Annotated in this window: 21 protein-coding genes; 11 read left to right on the top strand and 10 right to left on the bottom strand. The window is 51.9% G+C overall.

The features are described 5' to 3' along the window. Window positions 1-61 precede the first annotated feature (61 nt). Window positions 62-1,486: a mandelate racemase/muconate lactonizing enzyme family protein gene (locus NT073_RS09890; RefSeq protein WP_012930520.1), complete on the top strand. Its 1,425-nt coding sequence runs from the start codon at window positions 62-64 to the stop codon at window positions 1,484-1,486. A gap of 45 nt (window positions 1,487-1,531) precedes the next feature. On the opposite strand, the gene NT073_RS09885 is transcribed toward NT073_RS09890, so the two are convergent. Further along, the gene (locus tag NT073_RS09885) at window positions 1,532-2,443 is read right to left on the bottom strand and encodes a TIGR01777 family oxidoreductase (RefSeq protein ID WP_297372490.1); all 912 of its coding nucleotides are present in this window, start codon (window positions 2,441-2,443) and stop codon (window positions 1,532-1,534) included. 205 nt (window positions 2,444-2,648) lie between these two features. On the opposite strand from NT073_RS09885, the gene NT073_RS09880 reads away from it, so the two are divergent. Beyond that, window positions 2,649-4,073, top strand: a complete 1,425-nt coding sequence (locus NT073_RS09880) for a nucleoside hydrolase-like domain-containing protein (protein ID WP_297372488.1) — start codon at window positions 2,649-2,651, stop codon at window positions 4,071-4,073. Window positions 4,074-4,642: 569 nt separating this feature from the next. Here NT073_RS09880 and NT073_RS09875 read toward each other — a convergent pair. Both NT073_RS09875 and NT073_RS09870 read right to left on the bottom strand, forming a co-directional pair. Then, window positions 4,643-6,085: a family 43 glycosylhydrolase gene (locus NT073_RS09875; RefSeq protein WP_297372486.1), complete on the bottom strand. Its 1,443-nt coding sequence runs from the start codon at window positions 6,083-6,085 to the stop codon at window positions 4,643-4,645. 41 nt (window positions 6,086-6,126) lie between these two features. Continuing rightward, window positions 6,127-6,885, bottom strand: a complete 759-nt coding sequence (locus NT073_RS09870; protein ID WP_297372484.1) for an acetylxylan esterase — start codon at window positions 6,883-6,885, stop codon at window positions 6,127-6,129. Between the two features lie 229 nt (window positions 6,886-7,114). Here NT073_RS09870 and NT073_RS09865 point away from each other — a divergent pair, with 229 nt between their 5' ends. Further along, window positions 7,115-7,633: a DinB family protein gene (locus NT073_RS09865; RefSeq protein WP_297372482.1), complete on the top strand. Its 519-nt coding sequence runs from the start codon at window positions 7,115-7,117 to the stop codon at window positions 7,631-7,633. A gap of 58 nt (window positions 7,634-7,691) precedes the next feature. On the opposite strand, the gene NT073_RS09860 is transcribed toward NT073_RS09865, so the two are convergent. From NT073_RS09860 to NT073_RS09840, 5 genes are all read right to left on the bottom strand, one after another. Beyond that, window positions 7,692-8,243: a hypothetical protein gene (locus NT073_RS09860; protein WP_297372480.1), complete on the bottom strand. Its 552-nt coding sequence runs from the start codon at window positions 8,241-8,243 to the stop codon at window positions 7,692-7,694. A 107-nt stretch (window positions 8,244-8,350) separates the two neighbouring features. Next, the gene (gene rimK, locus NT073_RS09855; RefSeq protein WP_297372479.1) at window positions 8,351-9,259 is read right to left on the bottom strand and encodes a 30S ribosomal protein S6--L-glutamate ligase; all 909 of its coding nucleotides are present in this window, start codon (window positions 9,257-9,259) and stop codon (window positions 8,351-8,353) included. A 50-nt stretch (window positions 9,260-9,309) separates the two neighbouring features. After that, the gene (locus NT073_RS09850; protein ID WP_297372477.1) at window positions 9,310-9,798 is read right to left on the bottom strand and encodes a RimK/LysX family protein; all 489 of its coding nucleotides are present in this window, start codon (window positions 9,796-9,798) and stop codon (window positions 9,310-9,312) included. 83 nt (window positions 9,799-9,881) lie between these two features. Further along, window positions 9,882-11,012 carry a DNA polymerase III subunit delta' gene (gene holB / locus NT073_RS09845; protein ID WP_297372474.1) on the bottom strand — a complete coding sequence of 377 codons (1,131 nt, stop codon included), beginning with the start codon at window positions 11,010-11,012 and terminating at the stop codon, window positions 9,882-9,884. 17 nt (window positions 11,013-11,029) lie between these two features. Continuing rightward, window positions 11,030-12,226 carry a GlmU family protein gene (locus NT073_RS09840; RefSeq protein WP_297372472.1) on the bottom strand — a complete coding sequence of 399 codons (1,197 nt, stop codon included), beginning with the start codon at window positions 12,224-12,226 and terminating at the stop codon, window positions 11,030-11,032. 85 nt (window positions 12,227-12,311) lie between these two features. Between NT073_RS09840 and NT073_RS09835 the strand changes: the two genes are divergently transcribed. The 3 genes from NT073_RS09835 (at window position 12,312) to NT073_RS09825 (ending at window position 16,325) form a co-directional block, all read left to right on the top strand. Further along, window positions 12,312-13,370, top strand: a complete 1,059-nt coding sequence (locus NT073_RS09835; protein ID WP_297372470.1) for a hypothetical protein — start codon at window positions 12,312-12,314, stop codon at window positions 13,368-13,370. 74 nt (window positions 13,371-13,444) lie between these two features. Beyond that, on the top strand, window positions 13,445-15,895 hold the full coding sequence (locus NT073_RS09830; protein WP_297372468.1) for a glycogen debranching protein: 2,451 nt from the start codon (window positions 13,445-13,447) through the stop codon (window positions 15,893-15,895). A 43-nt stretch (window positions 15,896-15,938) separates the two neighbouring features. Further along, complete coding sequence (locus NT073_RS09825) at window positions 15,939-16,325, top strand: DUF1801 domain-containing protein (RefSeq protein ID WP_297372466.1); 387 nt, start codon at window positions 15,939-15,941, stop codon at window positions 16,323-16,325. 19 nt (window positions 16,326-16,344) lie between these two features. Here the strand turns inward: NT073_RS09825 and NT073_RS09820 are convergent, their stop codons facing one another. Beyond that, window positions 16,345-17,238 carry a ChaN family lipoprotein gene (locus NT073_RS09820; RefSeq protein WP_297372464.1) on the bottom strand — a complete coding sequence of 298 codons (894 nt, stop codon included), beginning with the start codon at window positions 17,236-17,238 and terminating at the stop codon, window positions 16,345-16,347. Between the two features lie 82 nt (window positions 17,239-17,320). On the opposite strand from NT073_RS09820, the gene NT073_RS09815 reads away from it, so the two are divergent. The 5 genes from NT073_RS09815 (at window position 17,321) to egtD (ending at window position 23,107) form a co-directional block, all read left to right on the top strand. Further along, entirely contained in the window at window positions 17,321-18,730 is a 1,410-nt protein-coding gene (locus NT073_RS09815; RefSeq protein WP_297372462.1) for an ATP-binding protein, read from the top strand. A gap of 68 nt (window positions 18,731-18,798) precedes the next feature. Then, window positions 18,799-20,460, top strand: coding sequence for an FAD-dependent oxidoreductase (locus NT073_RS09810; RefSeq protein WP_297372459.1), 1,662 nt, complete (start codon window positions 18,799-18,801; stop codon window positions 20,458-20,460). A gap of 53 nt (window positions 20,461-20,513) precedes the next feature. Next, window positions 20,514-20,786, top strand: a complete 273-nt coding sequence (locus NT073_RS09805) for a UBP-type zinc finger domain-containing protein (protein ID WP_297372456.1) — start codon at window positions 20,514-20,516, stop codon at window positions 20,784-20,786. 117 nt (window positions 20,787-20,903) lie between these two features. Then, window positions 20,904-22,100, top strand: coding sequence for an ergothioneine biosynthesis protein EgtB (gene egtB, locus NT073_RS09800; RefSeq protein WP_297372453.1), 1,197 nt, complete (start codon window positions 20,904-20,906; stop codon window positions 22,098-22,100). A gap of 29 nt (window positions 22,101-22,129) precedes the next feature. Further along, entirely contained in the window at window positions 22,130-23,107 is a 978-nt protein-coding gene (gene egtD, locus NT073_RS09795) for an L-histidine N(alpha)-methyltransferase (protein ID WP_297372796.1), read from the top strand. Window positions 23,108-23,128: 21 nt separating this feature from the next. Here egtD and NT073_RS09790 read toward each other — a convergent pair whose 3' ends face one another. Further along, the gene (locus tag NT073_RS09790) at window positions 23,129-23,944 is read right to left on the bottom strand and encodes a polyprenol monophosphomannose synthase (protein ID WP_297372450.1); all 816 of its coding nucleotides are present in this window, start codon (window positions 23,942-23,944) and stop codon (window positions 23,129-23,131) included. Window positions 23,945-23,960: the final 16 nt, after the last annotated feature.

Raw genomic sequence — 23,960 nt, 5'->3', positions numbered from 1 at the left:
GCGTTGTCCGCTGGTGTAAATCTGTAGCGACCAGACATAAACCCTATCGTCTTTTTTTACCATGAAAAACATCTTCTCCCGACTGACATCTTCGGGGAAATCTTCCGACCGGCGTGACTTTCTGCGGAATGCCGGTTTAGGTGGCCTCTCGCTTGGCCTGGCGTTCGATGGTCAGCACGACCAGGAAATGGAGTTTATCACCCAGAAGGTAAGCCGAGACTCAAAGCCATCTGAGTTGCGGATTACCGACATGCGGGTTGCTGTGCTGAATGGAGTGCCCTTTAGCAGTCCAATTATCCGGATTGATACCAACCAGGGCCTCGTTGGCTGGGGTGAAGTTCGCGATGGAGCCAGCGCCAACTATGCACTGATGCTCAAAAGCCGACTGTTGGGTAAAAATCCCTGCAATGTGGAACAGATTTTCAAGCAGATCAAGCAGTTTGGCGGTCAAAGCCGGGCGGCTGGTGGCGTTTGTGGCGTAGAGATGGCTTTGTGGGATCTGGCGGGTAAAGCGTATAACGTACCGGCTTATCAACTACTAGGTGGTAAATACCGCGACTTTATCCGGTTGTATGCCGATACGCCCGAGTCGAATACGTACGAAGGCTTTGCCGAGAACATGAAGAAGCGCCGGGACCAGGGGTATACGTTCCTGAAAATGGACTTCGGCATCGGTATGCTGGCCGATCAGCCCGGTATGCTCGTCAACGCTAATAACTGGAGCGTAAAACAGCAGTGGAACGACCGGGAGTCGGGTAAACTAGGCAATTATGCCAACACTAAACACCCATTTACCCGCATTCAGGTTACGAAAAAAGGCCTTGACCGGCTGGTAGAGCACGTGGGTAAAGTGCGCGATATTGTCGGGTACGATACGCCACTGGCGGCCGATCACTTCGGCCACTTCGACGTTAACACGGCTATTCAGATTGGTAAGGCCATGGAGCCGTTCCGTCTGGCCTGGCTCGAAGACCTGGTCCCCTGGTTCTACACCGATCAGTGGAAGCAAATTACCGACGCCATCGAAACGCCAACGCTGACGGGCGAAGACATTTACCTGAAAGAAGGGTTTATCAAACTCATCGACGCGAAAGCAATCGATATGATTCACCCTGATCTGGCCAGCTCGGGTGGTCTGCTGGAGACCAAGAAAATAGGTGATTACGCCGAAGAGAAAGGTATTCCAATGGCTATGCACTTTGCCGGATCGCCCATTTCGATGATGGCGAACGTGCACTGCGCAGCTGCCACCGAGAATTTCGTAGCTCTCGAACACCACGGTGTCGATGTAGCAGGCTGGGAAGATCTGGTGACGGGCATGCGGCCTATTGTTGAAAAAGGCTTCGTGAAAGTCCCCGAAAAGCCGGGCCTGGGCGTTGAACTGAACGAAGATGTAGCCAAGAAGTTCCTTAAGAAAGGAGCGACCTGGTTTGCCCCAACCGATACCTGGAATACGAAAGACTCCGCCGACCGCGAGTGGAGCTAGATAACAGACGTACCCACGGGCTAAAGTCCGTGGGTACGTTATTACTTACCCTAACAAATTTTCCAGCGCTCTGGTCAAATCGCTGTATTGATATTGAAAATCGGTTTCGTCGGCTATGCGCTTGTTGAGCACGTAGTTGCCGCCCGTAACGACGATGGCCATTTCGCCATATAGTAGTTTAATCGCAAATGCCGGAATGTTAGGCAGCAAAATAGGCCGGTGCAGGACCTGAGCAATGGCCCGCGTGAGGGTTTCGTTGGTGACAGGGGTAGGAGCAACGGCATTATAAACACCCTGCCAGGTGGTGTTCGACAAGCCCTCAATAAACAACCGACACATATCGTCGAGGTGAATCCACGAAATATACTGCTGCCCCGAACCAATGGGCGCTCCTGCTCCCAACCGAATGGGCTGGACTAACTTGGGCAATGCCCCGCCCTCGGCCATCAGCACAACCCCAATCCGGAATTTTACGGTTCGAATGCCCAGCGAAGCAACCTGTTCTTCGGACCGCTCCCAGGCGCGTACTACCTGTGCCAGAAAATCGGAGCCGCCCTGGCTTGTCTCGGTCAGCGGCCGGTCGTCTGTATTACCTCCATAATAACCAATGGCCGATGCACCCACAAACGATTTCACCCGGTGCCGGTTGGTTTTTAAAGCCTGCATCAGCAAATCTGTCGATTGGGTCCGGCTGTTCAGAATAGCTTCTTTTCGCTGGTCGGTCCAGCGCTCATCGGCAATTCCCTCGCCGGCCAGGTGAATGATATGATCGGCGGTAGCAATGGCCTGCGGGTCAATGTGCCCTTTCTGAATGTCCCACTGATAAACGCGAACGTCGGGGATGGATTTGGGAGACCGACTCAGCAAGGCTACCTGATAGCCAGCCTGTTGAAGCAATTGGGTAAGGCGACGGCCAATAGAGCCGGTACCGCCTGTTACTAAAACTGTTTCGCTCATGTATTCTATGGTAAGTGGGTGGGTAAAGATACATAACACCCCAAACGGCATAGGTGTTCGATGGTCAACAGTTCATGTTGTTAAAGCAACTTTCGAAATCTTTCTATATTTATAACGGTGGTACCGGCTCACTGGATAAGCTCATTGGTAAGTATGGTTTGTCGAAGAAGTGGCTTAAGTACCCTGTTAATAGCCGTACTAATTAATGAAAACGCTTCTCCTCCTTGTCCTAACCCTAGTAGCGGATGTGCTTATAGCACAGTCTACTAGCTCTCATATACGGTTAATTGTACTGACCGATATTGAAAATGAACCCGACGATTCGCAGTCACTGGTCCGGCTACTCACTTATGCCAATCAGATCGACATCGAAGGGCTCATCGCGACGACCTCTATTCACCTTCAAAAACGCGTGGCCCCGGAAACTATTCACCGAATTGTGGATGCCTACGGCAAGGTGCAGCCAAACCTTCTAAAACACGAGCCGGGCTACCCCACGGCGCAAGCCTTGAAAACCCGAATCAAAAAAGGACTGCCTGTTTATGGCATGAGCGGGGTAGGCGAAGGCAAAGACTCGGAGGGGTCGTCCTGGATAATCCGGCAGTTGGAAAAGACCGACGCCCGCCCACTTTGGGTAGCTGCCTGGGGAGGAGTCAATACGCTGGCGCAGGCCCTCTGGTTCATTCAGAAGACGCGCATGCCCCAGGAGGCCGAGCGGATGTACCGTAAACTGCGGGTCTATACAATCTCTGATCAGGACGATAGCGGCCCCTGGATCCGCAATATGTTTCCCCATGTTGCTTATGTGGTCAGCCCTGGCTATGGCTATGATCAGGCCACCTGGTTAGGTATGAGTACAAAGGAACCGGGTACCCACCCGGAGTGTGTTAGTGATGCCTGGCTCGCCGAAAATATTCAGCAGGGCCATGGTCCACTAGGGGCTTTGTATCCCGATGTGGCCTTTGGGATGGAGGGCGATACGCCTTCCTTTCTTGGCCTGATTCCGAACGGCTTGAATGTAGCCGAACACCCTGACTGGGGCGGCTGGGGCGGTCGTTATGTGCTACAACAACCTAAAGAAGTGGTTGTCAGCGCGCGTAAACCAGCCGGTACGCCACCGGAAGAGCCCGAGACGCGTCCCATCTGGACTAACTCGGCTGACTCAGTCCTGACGCCGGTAACGTTTATGGCCCCGGTGAGTGAACCAAAGGCCAAAAAGAGTATTCAAGCGACTATCTGGCGGTGGCGTAGCGAGTTTCAGAACGATTTTGCTGCCCGTATGGACTGGTGTACCAAACCTTATACACAGGCTAACCATCCGCCGGTGCCGCGCCTGTCGCACCCCGAAACCCTAACCGTTCATTCGGGAGAGACGTTTTACCTGCGAGCCGCTGATTCGACCGACCCGGACGGGGATTCGATGAGTTTTCGCTGGATGTACTATCCTGAAGCTGGTACGTATCAGGGTGTTATTAACTATGAAAATTTTGTCTCAAATATTTACGAAGCCCGCCCCATCGCTCCGGTAGTGACAAGTCCGCAGACCATTCACTTTATTCTGAAACTAACCGACAAAGGTATTCCCGCTCTGACGCGCTACAAACGGGTGGTTGTTACGGTATTACCATAACCTGTATGAAGCCTTTCCGCAATTCGTGTCAATGCTCACACGGAATGTCACACCGAAAAACGAAAACGGCCAGTTGCCCAATTCCAGAATACTACTAACTATTCACTGGTAGTTAGTTACCTGGTTTTTAAATGCAAAAAATAGTTACTTAATATAAGTGTTACTTATGCAACTTCGAAATCGGGTAATTACATGCTAAAGCCAATTCCGATTGGTCTATCTTAATAAATTTGACCCTCTTTTAATGACTCATTGCTACTTTATCTTATAAAACGATTCTTTGTTATTACTCTTTTAATGTGAGCTAGCTTAACGGCTACTGCCCAGGTAAAAAACCAATTAGCGAACACTGCCTGGCAAGGTACTGTCGGGACGAGTCAAGTCGTGGATGTTGTTCTTCAGTATGGAGCAGACAGGATTTTTCTGGAGAGCAACACGATTTTAAAGCCTGCTATCAGTTTATATCAAAAGCTTGGTTTTCAGAAAATAGTTGGCATCCCCGGCCCTTATGAGCGTTGCAATATTCAGATGGAATTAAGTATCACGCATCAATAGTGTAAAGAATAGCCTTAGTGAGTCCTGAAATTCCATTTAGAATTATCGCTGCTAAAATCAAATTCGGCTAAGGTCGGTGTGCTGTCTCCGGAAGATACCAGTGCCAGCTTCTTTCCTGAATTCGGAACGATTTTAGGCATTATCCGGTAGGTGCCATCCGTTAATTGGTCGATTCGCCATAACTGTTCGGGCGCGCCGGTAAACGCGGGTACGGTTATCACTTCGGCATCGGCAGTTGCCGCCAACGCCCGATCTGTTCCGGCCAATACAATTTTATAATAGGGGCCACCCAAATACCCGGTGGTATCAGGCGCATCGGTAATCGTCCATTTTTGATGGGGACGGGACATGTAGTCGCCTATTCTCAGATTAATAGTCCCGGTGGGCCAGTTTTTCATGACATCGGCTAATTGCTGAGCCGGAACAGGCTTTATGGGATCATTGTTAGGCTGGCCAAATCCGCGTGGTCCAACAGCCATCCGTGTGAAATCAACGGCCAGCTCTAATCCATAGCCTCGTCGTACGGATTCAATTTCATACGTGCCTTCCTTGAACTTTTCGCCGGCGACAGGCCATCCGTCTTTCCAAACCACCGGAAGTATGCCTAATACGCTTCGGCCGCTCTGCTCTAAATCGGCTTCATAATGAAGCGACATTTTTTCAACGCCGTTCTCAAGCACGATGTGCCCGAAATGCCCGGGGCCTATTAATCCCCCACGGGTAGCAACCACCAGTTTGCCGCCCCCTTCCAACATGCTTCTTCCTACATTATCGAGGTACGGGCCTGTTACTTTTTTGGATCGACCCACTACCACATTGTAGGTAGAATTGGCCCCATCGCAACAACTGCCATGCGTGGCCAGCAGGTAATACCAGCCGTCGCGATAGACCAACGTGCTGGCCTCACACACGATGGCTACATCGATGGGTTTGTTTCCGGCCTTGAGTTTGCCCGTTTTAGGGTCTAACTCGATCAGGCGCGTGTAGCCAAAATAGGTGCCGTAGGTTAGCCAAAGGCGTCCGGTAGTTGGATCAAGCATCACACCGGGGTCAATGGCGTCGTTCTCTTCATATCCGTCCGATGTTGCCACGACAATCGGTTCGGAATACTTGAAATCAGGCGATTTTGGGTCCAAGGTCTTGTTCCACATGGTAAGAATGGCACCTTTGTGGTTGCCTGCACCGCCGGTTGCTCCATAGATGACAAGGTACCGGTCGCCAATTTTGATGACGTCGGGAGCTGCGCCACCACCCGGTCTCACCCCGCCACCGTGCCATGTCCAGCCATCTTCAGAAATTAATCCGCCACCGCCGGTGCCGAATGTGTAATACTTGCCCGCACATTCAGCAATGGTGGAGGGGTCATGGATAAATGGTCGTCCGACCTGGGCGACTACGGCTTGCGTGATCAATAAAACTAATAAGGTTGTCAGGCCGGATACGTTCGTTCGTTTCATGTGTCAATTTATCTTGATTGGCGTAAATAGACGGTTACCTATTAGTCGTAACGAATACTGAGATTTTTGACGGGCGACCCTGTTTCATCTAAAAAACGGACGCAGAAATTAGCCATGCCCGGTCCGTTTATGACGCCCCCCCGGATAATATTTCTTCCCTTTTTAAGCGTTAAACGGCCCGAGGTACCATTATCGGCAATCATATCCCGGTCGCCGGAAAGCAGCAGTGCTTCCTGGCCATTTAACCACCACATGCTGCCGGAATTACAGCCCGCGGCCATCCTGACGTTCTGGATTTCTTCGGGGCAGTCGATGATCGTAACAAGCCAGACAAGTATTCCGTATTTGGGCTTGTTAATGGCGTAAGTAAAATGGTATAAGTTAACATTGAATGATTTGCTGTCTAATGCATACCACTTCAGGGCCTGGTTTCCCACATTTACCGTTTCGCCATTTTTGGGAATTGTGGTGTAGTCGCTGGAAAAATTATCGGCCGAAAAAGTGGTTCGAAGGTAGTTGTCGGTGAAAATGTTATTCCTGACGATATCTTTCTTTACCGGCTCCAGCACTAGCCAACGCTGAATAAAGCCCTTGGCATCCGGTGCTTTTTTTGCCGTAGAAGCCGGCGCGAAGTGTTTGGATAGCGTATGGGTCGTGTCACCTTTTAAGGGTATGGGCGGGAGCGGTATTCGTTGTCCCGGACCCGGACCTTGTGCAAAAGCGGTAAGGCCACCTAGTTGTAATGCAGATAAAACGACAAACGTTATAACCGGCAACAAGGGTTTGCGTCTTGTGTTCATAGCAGATTGCCCTGGTAAGAATCAGTGTTTCTACAGTAAGCGCAGTTTAAGCAAACCTACTCAACGACGCGGTGGTGGTTTGGAATTACTTCGACCAGCCAGCATCATAAATAGTACTGCTGAGATCGATTAATTACCGTCGACCGGGTTCACTACTGACATACGGCTGTCACTCGTCTGGCTTTTCTTTGTATTGTAATCAATCGACAACTTTAACCACTAGCAGGCCATGGAGAACACAGCGCAGCTTAGCCAAACGATGGATCAGATCATCATTTCACCCGAGCAACTTCTTGCCCATTGGCAGGGGCACCGGGGACTCACCCGCCGGTTGATCGAAGCCTACCCCGACGAGCACTTCTTTTCGTATACTCTGGGCAGCATGCGACCTTGTTCGGCGCTGATTGATGAAGTTCTGCAAATGGCCGACCAGAGCATGCAGGGTGTTGTTACGGGAGAGTGGCCTTCATTCGGCGAGGGGGCGGAGGCTGCTCCTAAAGCAACGACAAAGGAGCAGGTACTGGCGCAGTGGGATCGGGTGACGGAGAAGATTAATGCCCATTGGCGACAGATTCCACTCGCTCGTTTTCAGGAGGTCGACAAGGCTTTTGGTCTGTATGAAGGACCGATTTACTGGTTTCTTCTTTACCTGATTGATAATGAAATTCATCACCGGGGTCAGGCCTATGTCTATCTGCGCACCCTGGGTGTCGAACCGCCTGCTTTCTGGGATCGCCCCCAAGTATAGGCGGCCGGTAATCCCCAAAGAAGCTTTTGTAGCGTAAAATGCCCGGCAGGAGAGAGCCTTACGCCAGCCACTCCTTAGGTAGGCTCAACTGCCGGGCGTAGTGCGCCGAAGCAGTAGATGTTACCCAACCCAGCAGCTTATTGATGTCATCAACAAACTCAACGTAGTAGTCGGGGTCGAGTTTAACGGCTTTTTTCAGTACCTGTTCGGTTCGCTTGGCCACGTATTCGGCGGCTTTGTCGGTGCGGGAATTGTACTTCTGGAGCAGGTGAGCGTTATTGTCGTAGAAGGTATTGAGCATATACAGCATCAGCTCTACCTCGCCATATTTGTCTTTGGTCACTTTCAGGTGGCGGCTGATGTATCCGCTCGCGGTACGCATATCCATCATGAGCCAGCCGGGTGTGTCGGCATGAAGCCGGGCTGTGCGGTCGATAAAGTCCCGAATCAGGCCCCGTCGTTCATCGATGGTTTTGCCTTCCTCCACCAGTTCAAACTGGAGTCGCTCAGCTAGTACGGCATCTTTGGCGATCAGGCGCAGTAATAGTTTGTCTTTCTCAGTGCCCGGCATTCGGACAATGGCCTTCTTAAGTTCAGGGTCAAGAGCCATTATTTAATGAGTAATGTAAAATGGATAATGAGAAATGTAGAATGGATAATGGATAGATGTTATACAAAACTACATTTTCCATTATTCATTCTACATTTCTCATTAATTTAAACTCCCACCGTGTCACCTTCGTCGGTGCGGATTTTTTCTTCGATGTAAGCAATGACTTCAGTAGCAATATCGATACCTGTGGCTTTTTCAATCCCTTCCAGGCCGGGCGATGAGTTTACCTCCAATACCAGCGGGCCACGGTCGGAGGGGAGCATATCCACACCGGCAACTTTAAGGCCCAGGGCGCGGGCGGCTGCTACGGCTGTCTGCTCCTCGTCGGGAGTGAGCGTTACGGTCACGGCATTGCCGCCCCGATGAATGTTGGACCGGAATTCGCCCTCCAGCCCCTGACGTTTTATCGCCCCCACGACACGCCCCCCTACCACAAACGCCCGAATGTCGGACCCTTTGGCTTCGGCCACGAACTCCTGCACCAGTACGTGTTTTTTCAGGCCGTAAAAAGCCTCGATGGTCGATTTGGCCGCTTTAGTCGTTTCGGCCAGCACCACCCCGATTCCCTGCGTGCCTTCCAGCAGTTTGATAACAACCGGCGGGCCGCCCACCAGCTTGATCAACTGCGTGACATCGCCGTTTTTCGGGTGATTGGCGAAAATCGTTTTGGGTAAGCCAACACCTGCTTTCGAAAGTACCTGAAGGCTGCGCAGCTTATTGCGCGAACGCATAATGGCCTGTGATTTGCCCGTGGTGAAAACGTTCATCATCTCAAATTGCCGGACAACGGCACAGCCGTAATCTGTGACGGAGGCCCCAATGCGGGGTACAATGGCATCGAACGAGTCCAGTTCCTGACCTTCGTAGAGCACCGTGGGCTTTCCGCCTTCGATCATAACCTGACAGTTCAAATGATTGATCAGCACCCCTTCATGGCCACGTTGGTTGGTCGCTTCGAGGAGTCGCTGCGTTGAATATAAATTCGGATTAGCCGATAAAATGGCAATTCGCATTGATTCAGTGTTCAGTTGTGTGTAAGATGTTGTCTTGTCTGTAAACGATGTTATTCGTCATCTGAATCGGCCGATGAGACGCAGGTCTGGCCTGCGGTTTTTGCTTCGTACGAAAGATTTTTCTGGGATACATCCACGATAAAGCGGTTCCGAAGGAGCTTGCGGCCCAGCAGTACGGGGTTTTTGAGTTGTTCGCGGTCGGCCAGGGTAAACTCGGCTCGGATGGTACGGCCGAAGAGAACAATACGGGTTTGAATAACATAGCGCAACTCGGCCACGCCGAACGAGTTACGAATCATGCGCTGGCTAAACTGGTCGCTGCGAAATTTACGCGCGGGTAGCCCGGTCTTGTCAATCAGCCAGAAGCTTAGTTTACGTTTGCCCCCTGACTTAATTACGCGTATATCTTTACAATGTAGAGCCGACGTAAACGCACCTGTGTCGACTTTGGCCTGGATGTCGAATAGCCCTAAGTCCGGAAAATCGACCAGGTCTGTCATGCCAATGATCTGCTTTGGCTTTGGCGTTCGGGCGTTCATAATGGCGTTAGTTGGTTATTGAGTTACTGGGTTATTAGTTATTAGAAAGACTACTAATTTAATGACCCGGTAATGCAACAACGTCACCTGATTAACCGACTGAAGGTGAGTGACATGTCGAGCATGATCATTTTGGCCCGGGCATTTCGTTCGAGGTGGTAGGCCGCTTCGTTGAGGTCATGAACGATGCGTTCGATATGGTCGATAGTCAGGATTTTAGCGAAGTTTTTAACAAAAGCCAGTTCATCATCGGGCAGTCGCAACAGTTCAGCGGCTCCCTGCTGCCAGAGAAATAAATCGCGGTAAAGCCGAATGCTGTAGTCGAGCAGTCCCTTCTGCTTTTCCTTGCTGAAACCATCGAACTGGTCGGCCTGTTTAACGAGGCTGATCAAATCCTGCCGGTAGCAGGTACGCATCCAGTCGGCAAACCAGGTATGCTGTCCCGGTCCGGCGTTTCCGGTTGAAACGCTATCCTGCTGGCTTAGCCGAAGGGCCTCGGCCAGATTGCCGTCTGCCAGATACGCAAACCGACGGGCCGTTGTTTCGTCGAGATTTTGCTGCTGGCGCAGGTAGGTTGCCACTTCCTCATCCGTAAACGCCCGAATAGCCACCCGCTGCGTGCGCGACAAAATGGTAATCAGCAGTTTGTCGGACTGGTTGGTAACGAGCAGAAAAAGCGTTTGTGCCGGGGGCTCTTCCAGCACTTTCAACAGGGCGTTGGCCGAGGTTACGTTCATCAGCTCCGGAAGCCAGATGATCATGATCTTGTAGGCGCCCTCGTATGATTTCAGCGAGAGTTTTTGCAGGATATTCCGGGCTTCTTCGGCCGAAATATTCCCCTGTTTATTGTCGGCACCCATCGTTTCCAGCCAGCCGGAAAGGGTTCGGTAGGGTGTTGCAAGCAAAAATTTACGCCAGTCGGCCAGGTAGGCTTCCGATGTTTTTCCCTTCGACAGATTCGCCACCGGGAAAACCATGTGTAAGTCGGGGTGTACGAGTTTCTGAATTTTTATGCACGACGCGCACCGGCCACAGGCATCGTCCGGTTGCTTGTCTTCGCAGTTGACATACTGAGCCAGGGCCAGCGCCAGGGCGAGGTTGGCACTTCCCGTTGGCCCATCGAACAGCAGGGCGTGCGCGAGGTGGTTACGTTGTACCGCCTGCAGCAGGAACTGCTTTGTTTCGTCCAGACCGATAATTTCGTTAAATAACATAAACTTGTAGCAACGACTCAACGACCCGCAGGTGCCAATGTTGTCTCAAAAATAGCCCTTAATATCTGCTCTTCAACCTCATCGAACGCCTTATCTCGACGGATGAAGGCTTCGCGGGCTACCTGTATGGCTTTGTCTATTCGATAAGGTGTAAAACCATCGCCCGCGCCACCCCACGAAAAGGAGGGGATATGCTTCGGCTGAAAACCACCCCCAAATACGTTGGCGCTCACGCCCACCACCGTTCCGGTATTGAACATGGTACTGATACCGGCTTTTGTGAAATCGCCCATCGTTAACCCGCAGAAAATCCGGCCGGTGTCTTCCAGTTGGTTTGTAGCGTAGGAGTGTATCTTGACGTTTGTGTAATCGTTTTTCAGGTTCGAATTATTGACATTGGCACCCAGATTGCACCATTCGCCAATGACCGAATTTCCCAGAAAACCGTCGTGTGCTTTGTTGCTGTAGCCCATAAATACGGAGTTGCCGACCTCGCCACCTACTTTACAGAACGGGCCGATGGTGGTGTTGCTGCGCATTTTGCCACCCCAGTTTACGGTTGAGCCTTCGCAAAGGGCAAAGGGGCCAATCATGACCGTTCCTTCGCTGATGGTCGCATTCCGGCCGATGTAAATAGGGCCAGCTTCGGCATTGAGAACCGATGCCCGAATGGTAGCACCCTCTTCAATGAATATGTTTTCGGGGGCGTAGCAGCGGGTAAACGGATCGGTGATGGGTGCGGAGGTGCGTCCGGCAGTCAGACTCGCAAAGTCGGCCCGAATCTGGTCGCCGTTTTCCACGAAAATATCCCACAAATTGCGGACAATCGTGAGTGGTTCGGTAAACGTGCGGAGCGGATAGTCGTCGTTCAGCACCGGGGCCGCCGTCAATTGCGTGTTGGTATGAATCGCCAGAATCAGGCCATCGTGGGTAATGAGGCCCGTGTTTTCGGGCAGGGCCCGAATCGCTTGTGTCAAGGCCGTCGTTGGGCAAACCGCCCCATTGATGTACCAGTTATCGGTACCGGCCTGTTGTGGAAACTTTGTTTGCAGATAAGGTTCTACTAAGTACGATGGTGTGCGACCCAGAAGCTTGGTCCATTTTTCTGCCAGCGTTAGAATACCGATGCGGATACCGGCCACTGGCCGGGTAAACGTTAGCGGTAATAAGGCCGTACGGATAATCGGGTCATCGAATAAAACTAAATTAGGCATTGGTTCTAAGAGGAAAATCAGGCGGCAAATATCTAACCTTAATCTGTAAAAAGAGAACGTATGGAAAGGTACTTTTACGAAAACTATGGATGCTTTACTCATCGACGCTATAACTCAACGAATTGCTGATTTACAGGACGAAACAGGTCTGTTTGCGTCATTTCGACATAATAAAACGGTTTTCTACCGACGTCCGGATACCAATGTGTTCTTTACGGCGGTAACGGTGTTTACGTTGCAAAATCTGGCGGTTAATCTACCCGCCAAAAGCCGGCAATTGATTGACCGTATAACGCAACGGGCTTCGGCGGCTTATCCGAACTTTCGGAACAAAGATGGGTTAAATACGTATAATTTCTGGCCAACACGCCCTTCGCAGCACTTCTCTAACGGCTATATTTTTCGCCATTTCGAGCATTTTCGTATCCCCGACGACATCGATGATACGGCCATGGTCTACCTGACCACTATGCAAACACCCGCCGATGGCCTTTGGCTCAAAGCGAAACTGGCGCAACACGCCAACGGAAGCCGGGGGCAGCAGATCAAAAACACCTATCCCGACTACCGGCCGCTGCGGGCTTATTCAACCTGGTTTGGGAAGAATATGGGCATTGATTTCGACGCTTGTGCGCTAAGTAATATCCTGTATTGTATCTACCAGTATAACCTGCCCCGCGATCAGCACGATGCCGATTCCCTGACGTATCTGCGCGCCATTGTGGAGTCGGGCCGGTATGTAGCGAACCCATTTCAATGTGCGCCCCACTACGCTCGAACGTCGCTGATCATTTACCACCTCGCCCGGCTGATGGCGGCATTCGACATCCCCGAGCTGGAACCCATTCGTCCGCGCCTGATTGAAGACGCCAAACAGCTACTGAGCAAGGCACACAATCGCCTGGAGAAAATTCTGCTGTCAACGGCCTTATTCCGGTTAGGTGAGCCAATGCCAAAGGTGAATCTGGGCGGTATCGATCGCGATTTTGATACGTTCCACTTTTTCATTGCGGGTCTGTTAACGGCCTACCAGCAATCCTGGCTGCGTCGTTTCGCCAACCGGCCCCTTATGCAGATGCGCTGGCAGTGCGAAGCCCACTGCTGGGCGCTGGTAGCGGAATATATTGTTATGTATGATGCATGAACGTGGGCAGTGGGGCAGATGTAGGCGAACAAGGCGTAAAGACGTAACTTTGCGAACGCATAAATGAGCAACTCATGAAAACACGCGGTCAGTTGGCTTCACGGATTCTTCGCAGACATAAACTCGTTACGGCCGGTTTGGCTGCGGTTGTTCTGCTAGTATCGACCTGTATTCAGGAAACAGCCGCGCAGCAACCGCTTCAGGGGCTTGTGAAGCAGGTCGAGTCTATTTCCGGGAAGCAAGAATACCTGGCATCGCCTTTTGTAACGGCTGGCAATCGGTTGTACATGGTTGGTCATCAGGATGGTAAATTTCCGGATCTGGGCTGGCACATAACGGGCGAGATGGGCGGCATCTGGGATCATCCGATCAAATTGATGGACGGCTTTACGGCGGCTGTGTCTATCAATCAACAATCGGTTTGCCTCGATAAAGCCGATGCGTTCATCAACTACCCCTTTGCCAATAAGCAGGTGTACCAGCGAGTTGCCGACGTGTTGGACATGGAGCGATTTCAGTTTGTGCCCGACAATAAAGAGGGCATGGTCGTGGAGTACACCTTCATCAATAAGCAATCCAGACCGCTCACGCTTCAGTTTACCTGGACAGCCCACACCGATCTACGCCCGACCTGGCTGGGCGAACGGACCAACATGGTCGATGGGCCGGATGTGGCAACCTGGCAGGCAAAAACGCAGACGTGGCTGGCTAAAGACCAGAAAAACGACTGGTTCGTGGTGTTTGGTGCCAACGTGCCCGCCCGCCAGCACCATCAGAATAAATCCTGCGAGTTTGTGTCGGCAGGGCAGGGGTGCGCGGCTTCGCTGGTGTACACGATCACGGTGCCCGCCAACGGAAAAACACAACTGCCGATTACCATTGCCGGTTCATACAAATCGGCGGAGTTAGCCAATCGAACTTTCGCCGACGTTCAGAAAAATGCCTACACCTATCTGGCGAGCAAGAAAAAACGCTACGCTACCATCGACCAACTGGCATCGGTACAGGTGCCGGACAAAAAGCTGGAACAGGCGTTTCGCTGGGTGAAATACAATACCGATTGGCTGATTCGCGAAGTGCCCGAAATCGGTCGGGGGTTATCGGCGGGGCTGCCCGATTATCCGTGGTGGTTTGGGGCCGATGGCTGTTATACCCTGACGGGCCTGATCACGACGGGAAACCGGCAACTGGTGTATGATTCCGTCGACCTGCTGAATAAAATCTCCGAAAAGGAAAACGGTAACGGCCGGATTATCCACGAAGTATCGACGAACGGCGCGGTTTTCAACCCCGGCAATTTGAACGAAGTGCCCCAGTTTGCCAGCATGATCGCTGAAGTGTACCGATGGACCGGCGACAAAAACTTTCTTCGCAAGTACTTTCCGACGGTGAAAAAGGGGATGAGCTGGTTGCTGGCCGAAAATGATAAAGACAAAAATCTGCTTCCCGACGGCTTCGGCATGATGGAAATACACGGTATGAACAGCGAGATGATCGATGTGGCGGTGTACACGCAGGATGCCTTTGCCAGTGCGGCCTACATGGCAGCAGAACTTGGCGACAAAACGCTGGCGATGGACTACCAGCGTAAAGCGGATCAGCTGAAAACAAAAATAAACACCGATTTCTGGGTACCGGAAAGTGGTTCGTATGCCGATTTTATCGGGACAAAAGCCGAGGCATTGCAGCTTGTGGAAGGGGCCATTGTTCGGGCTGATACCCTGAACAAACCCTGGGCCGTTGAGGAGTTGAAAGCCACTCAACGCAAACTTCGGTCGTTGCCCGACGATACCAAAAAAGGGTTTGTGCTCCACCATAACTGGGTGGTCAATACGCCCATGGAAACGGGTGTCGCTGATCCCGATAAAGCCGCTATTGCGCTTCAAACGGCCAGCAAGTTCACGAACCCGTTTGGACTGTTTGTAACGGGTATCGACCGCGACGAATCGGCTGGCACCGACGAAGGGTCGTTCAACCTAAACAAAAAAGTATTTACGTATACCGGGGCCGTAATGACCCTGCCAACGGGTGTGGCGACGATTGGTGAAAACAACTACGGCCATCCCGACGAAGCGCTGGACTATCTGAAACGAATGACCAAAACGTTCAGCTACGCCTTTCCGGGTTCTATTTACGAAGTGTCGCCCGATTATGGCATGGTCACACAGGCCTGGAATATGTACAGTTATGCCGTCCCGATTATTAAACAGTTTTTTGGTATCCGTCCGGAAGCGTCCCGCCAATTGATTGTTGTTCAGCCGCAAATGCCTGATGCCTGGGACAAAGCCAGCGTTTCCAGCGTGGCAGTAGGCGATAATATGGTATCACTGGACTATGCCAAAGCGGGCGGGCAGTTGACGTTGTCGATTACCCAAAAACAACCGAACTGGACTGTGCGGCTGGCCTTCCCCAAAGGCAAATACCGGAACTGGCAGGTAAATGGCAAAAAGGTGCCCATGCAGAGTAATGCCGATTCTGATTTTGTTGAGCTAAGCGGCAGTTCACTACGCGTGCGTTTGCAATAAACTTTACATAGACACTCGGCTACTACCTCACACCCGATTCATTATGGAAACCGTGCCAGTAACAACCATCGACGCCTACATCGCGGGATTCCCGGAGAACGTACAGGAACTGCTGCAACAGGTACGGGCAACCGTTCGAAGTGCCGCTCCCAATGCCGAAGAAGCTATCAGTTATGGCATGCCTACCTTAAAGCTGAACGGGAATCTGGTTCACTTTGCCGCTTTCAAGAACCATATCGGCTTCTATCCGGCACCGCAGGGGCTGGACGCGTTCAAAGAAGAATTGGCCGGTTATAAGGGCGCGAAAGGCTCCGTGCAGTTTCCGCTTGATCAACCGCTGCCACTGGATTTGATCGCCCGAATCACAAAATACAGGGTTGAGCAGAATCTGGTAAACGTGAAAAAGAAACCATTGGCAAAGCCCCGTTGATGCGAACAGCACGCATCCTCTAATACGTCTTCGTCATATCGGCGGGGATGGCCAGCAAGAAGTCGGCCAGATTGCGGTTGTCGGTGGCGGGTTTATCGATGTCTCCTAGCTCGACGGACGAGAGGGTGAGAATCTTTAGATCGGGCTGTTTTTGCCGCAGGTACCAGACAATGCCTTCGAAGTTTTTAGAGTGATAGTCGCCGTTGAAATGCAGCAGCGTCTGACCCGGTTTCCAGTTTTGCAGGATAAAATAAGCCATCGTCGCATCTTTCGTTGCCTGAGCACGGGCAAAGTTGGCCATCATATCTGTTTGGCCGCTGTGAGGATTGGCCGCGCCATGACCCTCGTTGCCGCCCATCATGTCCATCATGGCTTTGTAGCCGGGCAGTGTTAGGTCGACGTTTATGGGCAGGGGTGCCAGCTGGCGTTTAGCATCGGCCGTAATAGTGTCGAGGGCGGTTAATCCCTGTCTGGACACCAGCCGCGCATACCGCCGGGGCACGTTCGTGGCAATAAATGGAATGTGCTGTTCCCGGGCGAAATCGGTAATCGGTTTATAATCCGTATCAAAATTTGGCCACAGACGGGCCTGCGTGGCCAGTTCTTTAGCTGTAGTTCGTCCCTGTACGTAGTCGGTGAGGGCGGTCTGGTTATCCGTTTCGAACATTTCGGCACCCAGCACAAGGTTGCCTTTTTTAGCCGCCTGAAGGTCTTTTGTAAGTTGAAACTCAAGCCAGTGGCAAATGGGGTTGTTGTGAAGTTCGCCAAACAGCACCACATCTGCCTCCGTGGCCTGCCGCAACAGCTGAGCGTAGGTAGTGGTTTTTAGCTTCGGCGTATAAAGACGGTAGGCGGGTTTATCGGCCCGAAAAGCCAGCCCCAGAAAACAGAGAAATAGCAGAGTAAAACGCATCAGGCAGGAAGTTCTTTCGCATTGCTGTAACCAATTTGAACAGCAATTAGTTACTCGTCTGACCAGTAACGCCTTCTCTCCCATGAATTTACTAGAAACGCTGCAACAGTTTCCTGCTTTTGCGAATGTTCCCGATGCGCAGCTTCAATGGGTTATCGACCGGGCCGACGAGGAGTCTTACCCCGAAGAAACCATACTATACAAGCCCAATGAACCGATCAATCACCTTATTCTGCTGCTCGAAGGCCGGGTTCGGATCGATGGCGGGGCCAATGGGGCTGCCGATGAGATCCTGACGTACGAGCCGCATTCGCTGTTGGGTTTGCTTCCGTTTTCGCGGATGCAAAGCATCGCCAATCGGCTCATTTCGGTAACTGCCATAAAGGTGCTCAAACTTCATCGCGATAAACTGCCCGAGTTAATTCATGCCTGTTATGAACTGACCGAAGCCATGGTGCATCAGATGACCACCCGCGTTCGGGACTATACCAAACTGACGCAACAGAACGAGAAAATGGCTTCGCTGGGCCGCCTGTCGGCAGGGCTGGCGCACGAGCTTAACAACCCTGTAGCTGCCGTCGTGCGCTCGGCTGATACCCTTAAAGTACACATGCGGGCTACTCCCGAGGCTTTTAAGGCCATTATGCACCTCAATCTTACCGACGAACAGGTCGATTCGGTCAATACCGTCTTCTTTAAAAAGGTAGACCAGCAGCGCGCTGTCGATGCTCGCCCGTTAACCCTGCTCGAACGAACCAGCCTGGAGGATGAAGTGACCGACTGGCTCGACGATAACGGGGTGGATGACAGTATGGACCTCGCCAGTCCACTGGTCGATTATGGCTTTACGGTCGATGACCTGGACTGGATTCTGGAGAAAATTGGGGATGAAAATCTCGTGGGCGTTATCAATTGGCTCGTCAATAATCTGGTGACCGAAAAGCTGGTCTCCGACATCAGTGAAGCCTCCAAACGCATCTCGACGCTCACAGGCTCCATCAAGAATTATACGCACATGGATCGGGGGACGGGCAAACAGCAGATTCCGCTCGCCGAAGGGCTACGAAGTACGCTTATTTTGCTGGACCATAAAGTCAAAAGCAAGCATATTCAGCTAAATTTGACTATTGCCGACGATTTACCCCCCGTTTGCGGCTGGCCGGGTGAACTGAACCAGGTGTGGACCAACCTGATCGACAACGCCATCGATGCCTTACCCGATGGGGGTAAACTCGACATCGTCAGTCAACCCGACCGGCGGCCCGATGGGTCGGAGTTTGTCGTCACGAAAGTGATTGACAACGGAAGCGGTATTCCCGAGGATATAAAAGATAAAATATTTGAGCCTTTTTTTACCACCAAAGAGATTGGAAAAGGTACAGGCCTGGGACTCGATATTGTGCAGGGAATCATTAAACATCATAATGGATCCATTAAGCTACAGTCAGAACCCGGCCACACCGAGTTCAGTGTTTGTTTACCAACTGAATAAAAGAAACAGCGATTGGTGTTACACCCCATCAATCGCTGTATCACTCGCTCATTCTTTTTTTCGACCTTATGAAATTACCCATCATTTTTTCCATTGACGACGATCCGCAGGTATTGCAGGCCATTCAGCACGATTTGCGCCAGCAGTACCGGAAAAAGTACCGGATCATCTGTACGAGTTCATCGCAGGAGGCACTCGCTACGCTACCCGAGCTGAAGAAGAAAGGGGAGGAGGTCGCCCTGTTTTTGTCAGATCAGCGCATGCCCACTATGACGGGCGTTGAGTTTCTGATGCAGGCCCGGCAACTGTTCCCCAATGCCAAACGGGTGCTGCTGACGGCCTATTCGGACATCGATGCCGCCGTTCGGGCCATCAACGAAGTACAATTGGATTATTACATTGCCAAGCCCTGGGACCCGCCCGAAGAAAAGCTATACCCCATTCTGGAAGACTTGCTGAGCGACTGGCAATCGAACTATCGGCCGCCGTTTGAAGGGCTTAAGCTGATCGGCTATCAGTTTTCACCCCGTTCACACGAGTTAAAGGATTTTCTGGCTGGCAACCTGTTTCCTTATCAATGGCTCGACATTGAAAGTGATCCGATGGCACAGGAAATGCTCGAACTGCATGGTCTGAGAACGACTGATTTGCCCGCTATCATACTCGGCGATGGCTCAGCGCTTATCCAGCCCTCACTGGCCGATCTGGGCGGAAAGCTGGGTTTGCAGCCCAAAGCGTCCGAAGGACTGTATGACTTGGCGATCATTGGTGCCGGTCCTGCCGGTCTGGCCGCTGCTGTGTATGGCGGATCGGAAGGGCTCAAAACTATATTGATCGACAAACGGGCACCCGGCGGTCAGGCGGGTACCAGCTCGCGAATCGAAAACTACCTGGGCTTTCCCAACGGCCTGAGTGGCGCCGACCTCACCCGACGGGCTATTACCCAGGCACAACGTTTTGGAGTGGAGTTTCTGGCCCCGCAGGAGGTGATGTCGATTACGTCGCAGGGACAATACAAGCATATTCGGCTGGGTGATGGGAATGAGGTGGTGGCACGGTCTATTATTCTAAGCACCGGGGTATCATACCACCAGTTAGACAACGAGAGTCTTCACAAATATACGGGGGCGGGTGTGTACTACGGAGCCGCCACAACCGAGGCTTTTGCCTTCAAAGGAAAGCCCGTTTACATTGTCGGGGGAGGCAACTCGGCCGGGCAGGGTGCCATGTACTTATCCCGAACGGCCTCTGAAGTATGCATCTGCGTTCGTCGCCCCGACCTGTCCGAAACGATGTCTCAATACCTGATCGATCAGATTGCCCAAACGCCCAACATTACCGTACTCGGCTGTACCGAAGTGGTGGAGGGACTCGGCAATGAGCGACTAGAATGTCTGGTGCTGGAAAACATGGATACGAAAGAACGGCAGACGGTAAAAGCCGCCGGGCTGTTCATCTTTATCGGAACCAAACCCCTCACCGACTGGATCGAGATGGACATTATTAAAGACCCCAAAGGATTTATTGCCACCGGCCGCGACCTGGCCAAGTACGCTGATTTCAAGAAAGTCTGGCGCTACAACCGCGAGCCGTTCTCGTTGGAAACCTGTAGCGCGGGCATTTTTGCCGCTGGCGACGTGCGGGCCGGAGCCATGAACCGGGTAGCTTCGGCCGTGGGTGAAGGCGCTATGGCCGTAAGCTTTGTTCATAAATATTTAGCAGAAAACTAGTTTTGCGTAATACTGACCGGGATGGTCAGTATTACGCAAAACGCCCATATTTTATGATCAAACAGACTATTTGCCAGCACCTTTCTGCTATAACCGAGCTTCGCACGGCTACCGAACATGTATGCGAAGAGTGTGTTAAAACGGGCGCTTCGTGGGTGCATTTGCGAACCTGCCAAACGTGCGGAACCACACTCTGCTGCGATTCATCGCCTAACAAACACGCGACAAAACATTTTCACGCGAGTCATCATCCGGTTGTAGCCTCGGCCGAGCCGGGCGAACGCTGGCTCTGGTGCTATGCCGATGAACAGATGGTTGGGTATTGAACAAGAACGCTCATTTCCTGTTACTACTCTATAGGGTTTGCCCGCCGTTTCGTACACCGTACGGCGGCAAAAGCAATCCAGTCTTTCTAGTCGAAACGCAACTACCATATCGCCTGAATGATTGCCGAACAAACGCTTACCGAACACTACTTCCGGGTACGGCTGCATTCTGAAGCCATCTGTCGTGGTCTCGAAACCGAAGACTATGTCGTACAACCTGTGGTGGACGTAAGTCCCCCAAAGTGGCATTTGGGTCATACAACCTGGTTTTGGGAGACCTTCGTGCTTGTTCCCAATGTACCCGGTTACCGCATCTTTCACGAAGATTTCAGCTACGTTTTCAATAGCTATTACGAAACGGTAGGCAAGCGTGTGTTACGCACCGACCGGGGTAACCTCAGCCGTCCTACGGTAGCTGGTGTATACGCTTATCGGGCATACGTCGATGAGCAGATGAGCCGGTTTCTGGATACAACCGACCTCTCACCCGATCTGAACGCGCTGATTTTACTCGGCCTTAACCACGAGCAGCAACATCAGGAGTTGCTCATCACCGATATAAAGTACATTCTGGGGCATAACCCGTTACTGCCCGCTATTGATATGCCTTTTCAGGAGCATAGGCCGCAGAACGACGCGTCGCCTGTCCATATCCGGGAAGGTGTATATGTCGTTGGTTTTCAGTCGATAGATGAGCAGAAGGACGGCATATTTTATTTCGATAATGAAGTTGGTGCACACAAGGTATACTTGAACGATACCACCCTGGCCGGAAAGCTGGTCACGAATGGGGAGTATATGGCGTTTATTGAAGCCGGTGGCTATCGTAATTTCAGGCACTGGCTTTCCGATGGCTGGGCCTGGGTAAATGCGCACGCCACTCAAGCCCCTTTGTACTGGCATCAGGTCGATGGTGAGTGGTGGAACTACACCTTTGACGGACTCAAACCGGTTGACCCAGCTGCGCCCGTTTGCCACGTGAGTCAGTACGAAGCCGACGCATACGCCCGCTGGAAAGGGCAGCGGTTACCCACCGAGTTTGAGTGGGAAGTGGCTGCGTCTATAGTGGACCCCGCATTTAACTGGGGGGCTCGGTGGGAGTGGACAAATTCGGCTTACCTGCCTTATCCCGGCTTCCTGACTGCCGAAGGAGCCGTGGGCGAATACAACGGCAAATTTATGAGCGGACAGATGGTTTTGCGAGGAGCTTCCGTAGCTACGCCCGACGGGCACTCCCGGCCAACGTACCGTAATTTCTTTCAACCAGACAAACGATGGCAGTATACCGGAATCCGTTTAGTGACGGGGGCTTAACGCAGCAGGCAGAGCGCACGAAGTCCGGCATGGACGACGTTGAAACCACAATCCGCGATTCAGATGCCGACGCCCTCGCCGAAGAAGTGCGGACGGGCTTGCAGAAAACTCCCAAGGCCCTTTCGTCACGCTTTTTTTACGATGCCGAAGGGAGTCGGATTTTTGCCGAGATCATGCGTTCGCCCGAGTACTACCTGACCCGGTCGGAGTATGACGTGCTGGATACGTATAAGGCGGATTTACTTCGCCTGATTACGTCCGACAACCGCCCGTTCGAGCTGGTAGAATTAGGTGCGGGCGATGGGCTGAAAACAAAAATACTGCTCGGTTTCTTCGATAGCCAGCGTGCCGACTTTACTTACGCGCCAGTCGATATTTCGGCAGATGCCCTTGAAGGGTTAGTAGTCGATGTACGAAAACAATGGCCGGATCTGCCGCTGAATCCGCGCCATGACGACTACTTCAGTGCACTGGAACACCTGTCCAGCGAAACCGACAGCCGAAAAGTTGTTCTTTTTCTGGGATCTAACATTGGCAATTTCGCCCCGGACGAAGCCATTGCCTTTTACCAGCAGCTGCACGACCGGCTCAAACCCGGCGATATTGTGCTGACAGGCTTTGATTTACAGAAGAATCCGGCGGTTATTCACGCGGCTTACAACGACCGGCAGGGCCTGACGCGGGCGTTCAATCTGAATTTACTGCGACGAATCAACCGTGATCTCGAGGCTGACTTTGACCTTGCTGCCTTCGACCATTACGAAACCTATAGTCCCGAAACCGGGGAGGCCCGTTCGTATCTGGTTAGTCAGAAAACGCAGATTATAGATATCAGGGCGCTTGGTATGCGGGTGCCTTTTCAAGAGGGAGAAATCATTCATACCGAAATCTCCCGCAAATTTAACCGGAGTCAAATCGAGCATCTGGCCCAGCAAACGGGCTTTTCCCTGACGAGCTGGTTTTCGGACGACAAAGGCTATTTTGCCGATGTTATCTTCACCCGATAGCATCGGCTTATTCCCTTTGCATCAGACAGCATTAACCGGCTCTTCTACCCGTTTGGGGGCTTCCCGGCGGGGGATGTAGTGGCGGAAAAAACTGCTGATCTTCATCTGTAATACGCCGAAAACGGCCTCTTTGAAGATTTTGGAGGACATTTTTGAAACGCCCCGTGTTCGATCTGTGAAAATAATGGGTACCTCCCGGATGCGAAAACCGTATTTCCAGCAGGTAAACTTCATCTCGATCTGGAACGCATATCCCACAAATTTAATGGGGTTATGAAGGATAACTTCCAATACATCGGCCCGATAGCAAACAAATCCAGCAGTTGGGTCCATAATCGACATACCCGTGACAAACCGCACATAAACCCCCGCAAAGTAAGACATCAGCACCCGGCCCATGGGCCAGTTGACTACGTTAACCCCCCGAATATATCGGGATCCAACGGCCACATCGGCCCGCTCGGGACTATCATCAGCGCAGGCATGGTAGAGTTTGATCAAGTCGTCGGGATTGTGCGAAAAATCGGCGTCCATCTCGAACAGGTACTGGTACCCGCGCGACAGGGCCCACTTAAACCCATCAATATAGGCTGTGCCCAACCCAAGTTTACCCCGCCGTTCGAGCAGGTGAAGACGCGCCGTCGAACCACGCAACGAGACATCCGTAGACGTAATTTCCTCCTGTAAGTCACGGACACGCTGGGCCGTACCGTCGGGGGAGCCATCGTCTACGATGAGGATATCGAAGGGTTCCGGCAGACTGAGCACCTTGCGGATTATTGCTTCAATATTCTCAATTTCATTATAGGTTGGAATAACGACTAAGCGCTCTTTCACGGGCTATTGAGTGGGT

The sequence above is a fragment of the Spirosoma sp. genome, assembly GCF_026391055.1.
Taxonomy (GTDB): Bacteria; Bacteroidota; Bacteroidia; order Cytophagales; family Spirosomataceae; genus Spirosoma.
Note: the sequence above shows the minus strand (reverse complement) of the source record. Positions and strands in the feature narration are given on the sequence as shown.

Bases quoted from the DNA above. Each gene is read 5' to 3' on its own strand.
- NT073_RS09850 (WP_297372477.1), bottom strand. From the start codon at position 9,798: ATGAACGCCCGAACGCCAAAGCCAAAGCAGATCATTGGCATGACAGAC.
- egtB (WP_297372453.1), top strand. From the start codon at position 20,904: ATGATTGCCGAACAAACGCTTACCGAACACTACTTCCGGGTACGGCTG.
- egtD (WP_297372796.1), top strand. From the start codon at position 22,130: ATGGACGACGTTGAAACCACAATCCGCGATTCAGATGCCGACGCCCTC.
- NT073_RS09820 (WP_297372464.1), bottom strand. From the start codon at position 17,238: ATGCGTTTTACTCTGCTATTTCTCTGTTTTCTGGGGCTGGCTTTTCGG.
- holB (WP_297372474.1), bottom strand. From the start codon at position 11,012: ATGTTATTTAACGAAATTATCGGTCTGGACGAAACAAAGCAGTTCCTG.
- NT073_RS09810 (WP_297372459.1), top strand. From the start codon at position 18,799: ATGAAATTACCCATCATTTTTTCCATTGACGACGATCCGCAGGTATTG.
- NT073_RS09805 (WP_297372456.1), top strand. From the start codon at position 20,514: ATGATCAAACAGACTATTTGCCAGCACCTTTCTGCTATAACCGAGCTT.
- NT073_RS09835 (WP_297372470.1), top strand. From the start codon at position 12,312: ATGGATGCTTTACTCATCGACGCTATAACTCAACGAATTGCTGATTTA.
- NT073_RS09865 (WP_297372482.1), top strand. From the start codon at position 7,115: ATGGAGAACACAGCGCAGCTTAGCCAAACGATGGATCAGATCATCATT.
- NT073_RS09815 (WP_297372462.1), top strand. From the start codon at position 17,321: ATGAATTTACTAGAAACGCTGCAACAGTTTCCTGCTTTTGCGAATGTT.
- NT073_RS09890 (WP_012930520.1), top strand. From the start codon at position 62: ATGAAAAACATCTTCTCCCGACTGACATCTTCGGGGAAATCTTCCGAC.
- NT073_RS09830 (WP_297372468.1), top strand. From the start codon at position 13,445: ATGAAAACACGCGGTCAGTTGGCTTCACGGATTCTTCGCAGACATAAA.
- rimK (WP_297372479.1), bottom strand. From the start codon at position 9,259: ATGCGAATTGCCATTTTATCGGCTAATCCGAATTTATATTCAACGCAG.
- NT073_RS09880 (WP_297372488.1), top strand. From the start codon at position 2,649: ATGAAAACGCTTCTCCTCCTTGTCCTAACCCTAGTAGCGGATGTGCTT.
- NT073_RS09885 (WP_297372490.1), bottom strand. From the start codon at position 2,443: ATGAGCGAAACAGTTTTAGTAACAGGCGGTACCGGCTCTATTGGCCGT.
- NT073_RS09860 (WP_297372480.1), bottom strand. From the start codon at position 8,243: ATGGCTCTTGACCCTGAACTTAAGAAGGCCATTGTCCGAATGCCGGGC.
- NT073_RS09840 (WP_297372472.1), bottom strand. From the start codon at position 12,226: ATGCCTAATTTAGTTTTATTCGATGACCCGATTATCCGTACGGCCTTA.
- NT073_RS09825 (WP_297372466.1), top strand. From the start codon at position 15,939: ATGGAAACCGTGCCAGTAACAACCATCGACGCCTACATCGCGGGATTC.
- NT073_RS09875 (WP_297372486.1), bottom strand. From the start codon at position 6,085: ATGAAACGAACGAACGTATCCGGCCTGACAACCTTATTAGTTTTATTG.
- NT073_RS09870 (WP_297372484.1), bottom strand. From the start codon at position 6,885: ATGAACACAAGACGCAAACCCTTGTTGCCGGTTATAACGTTTGTCGTT.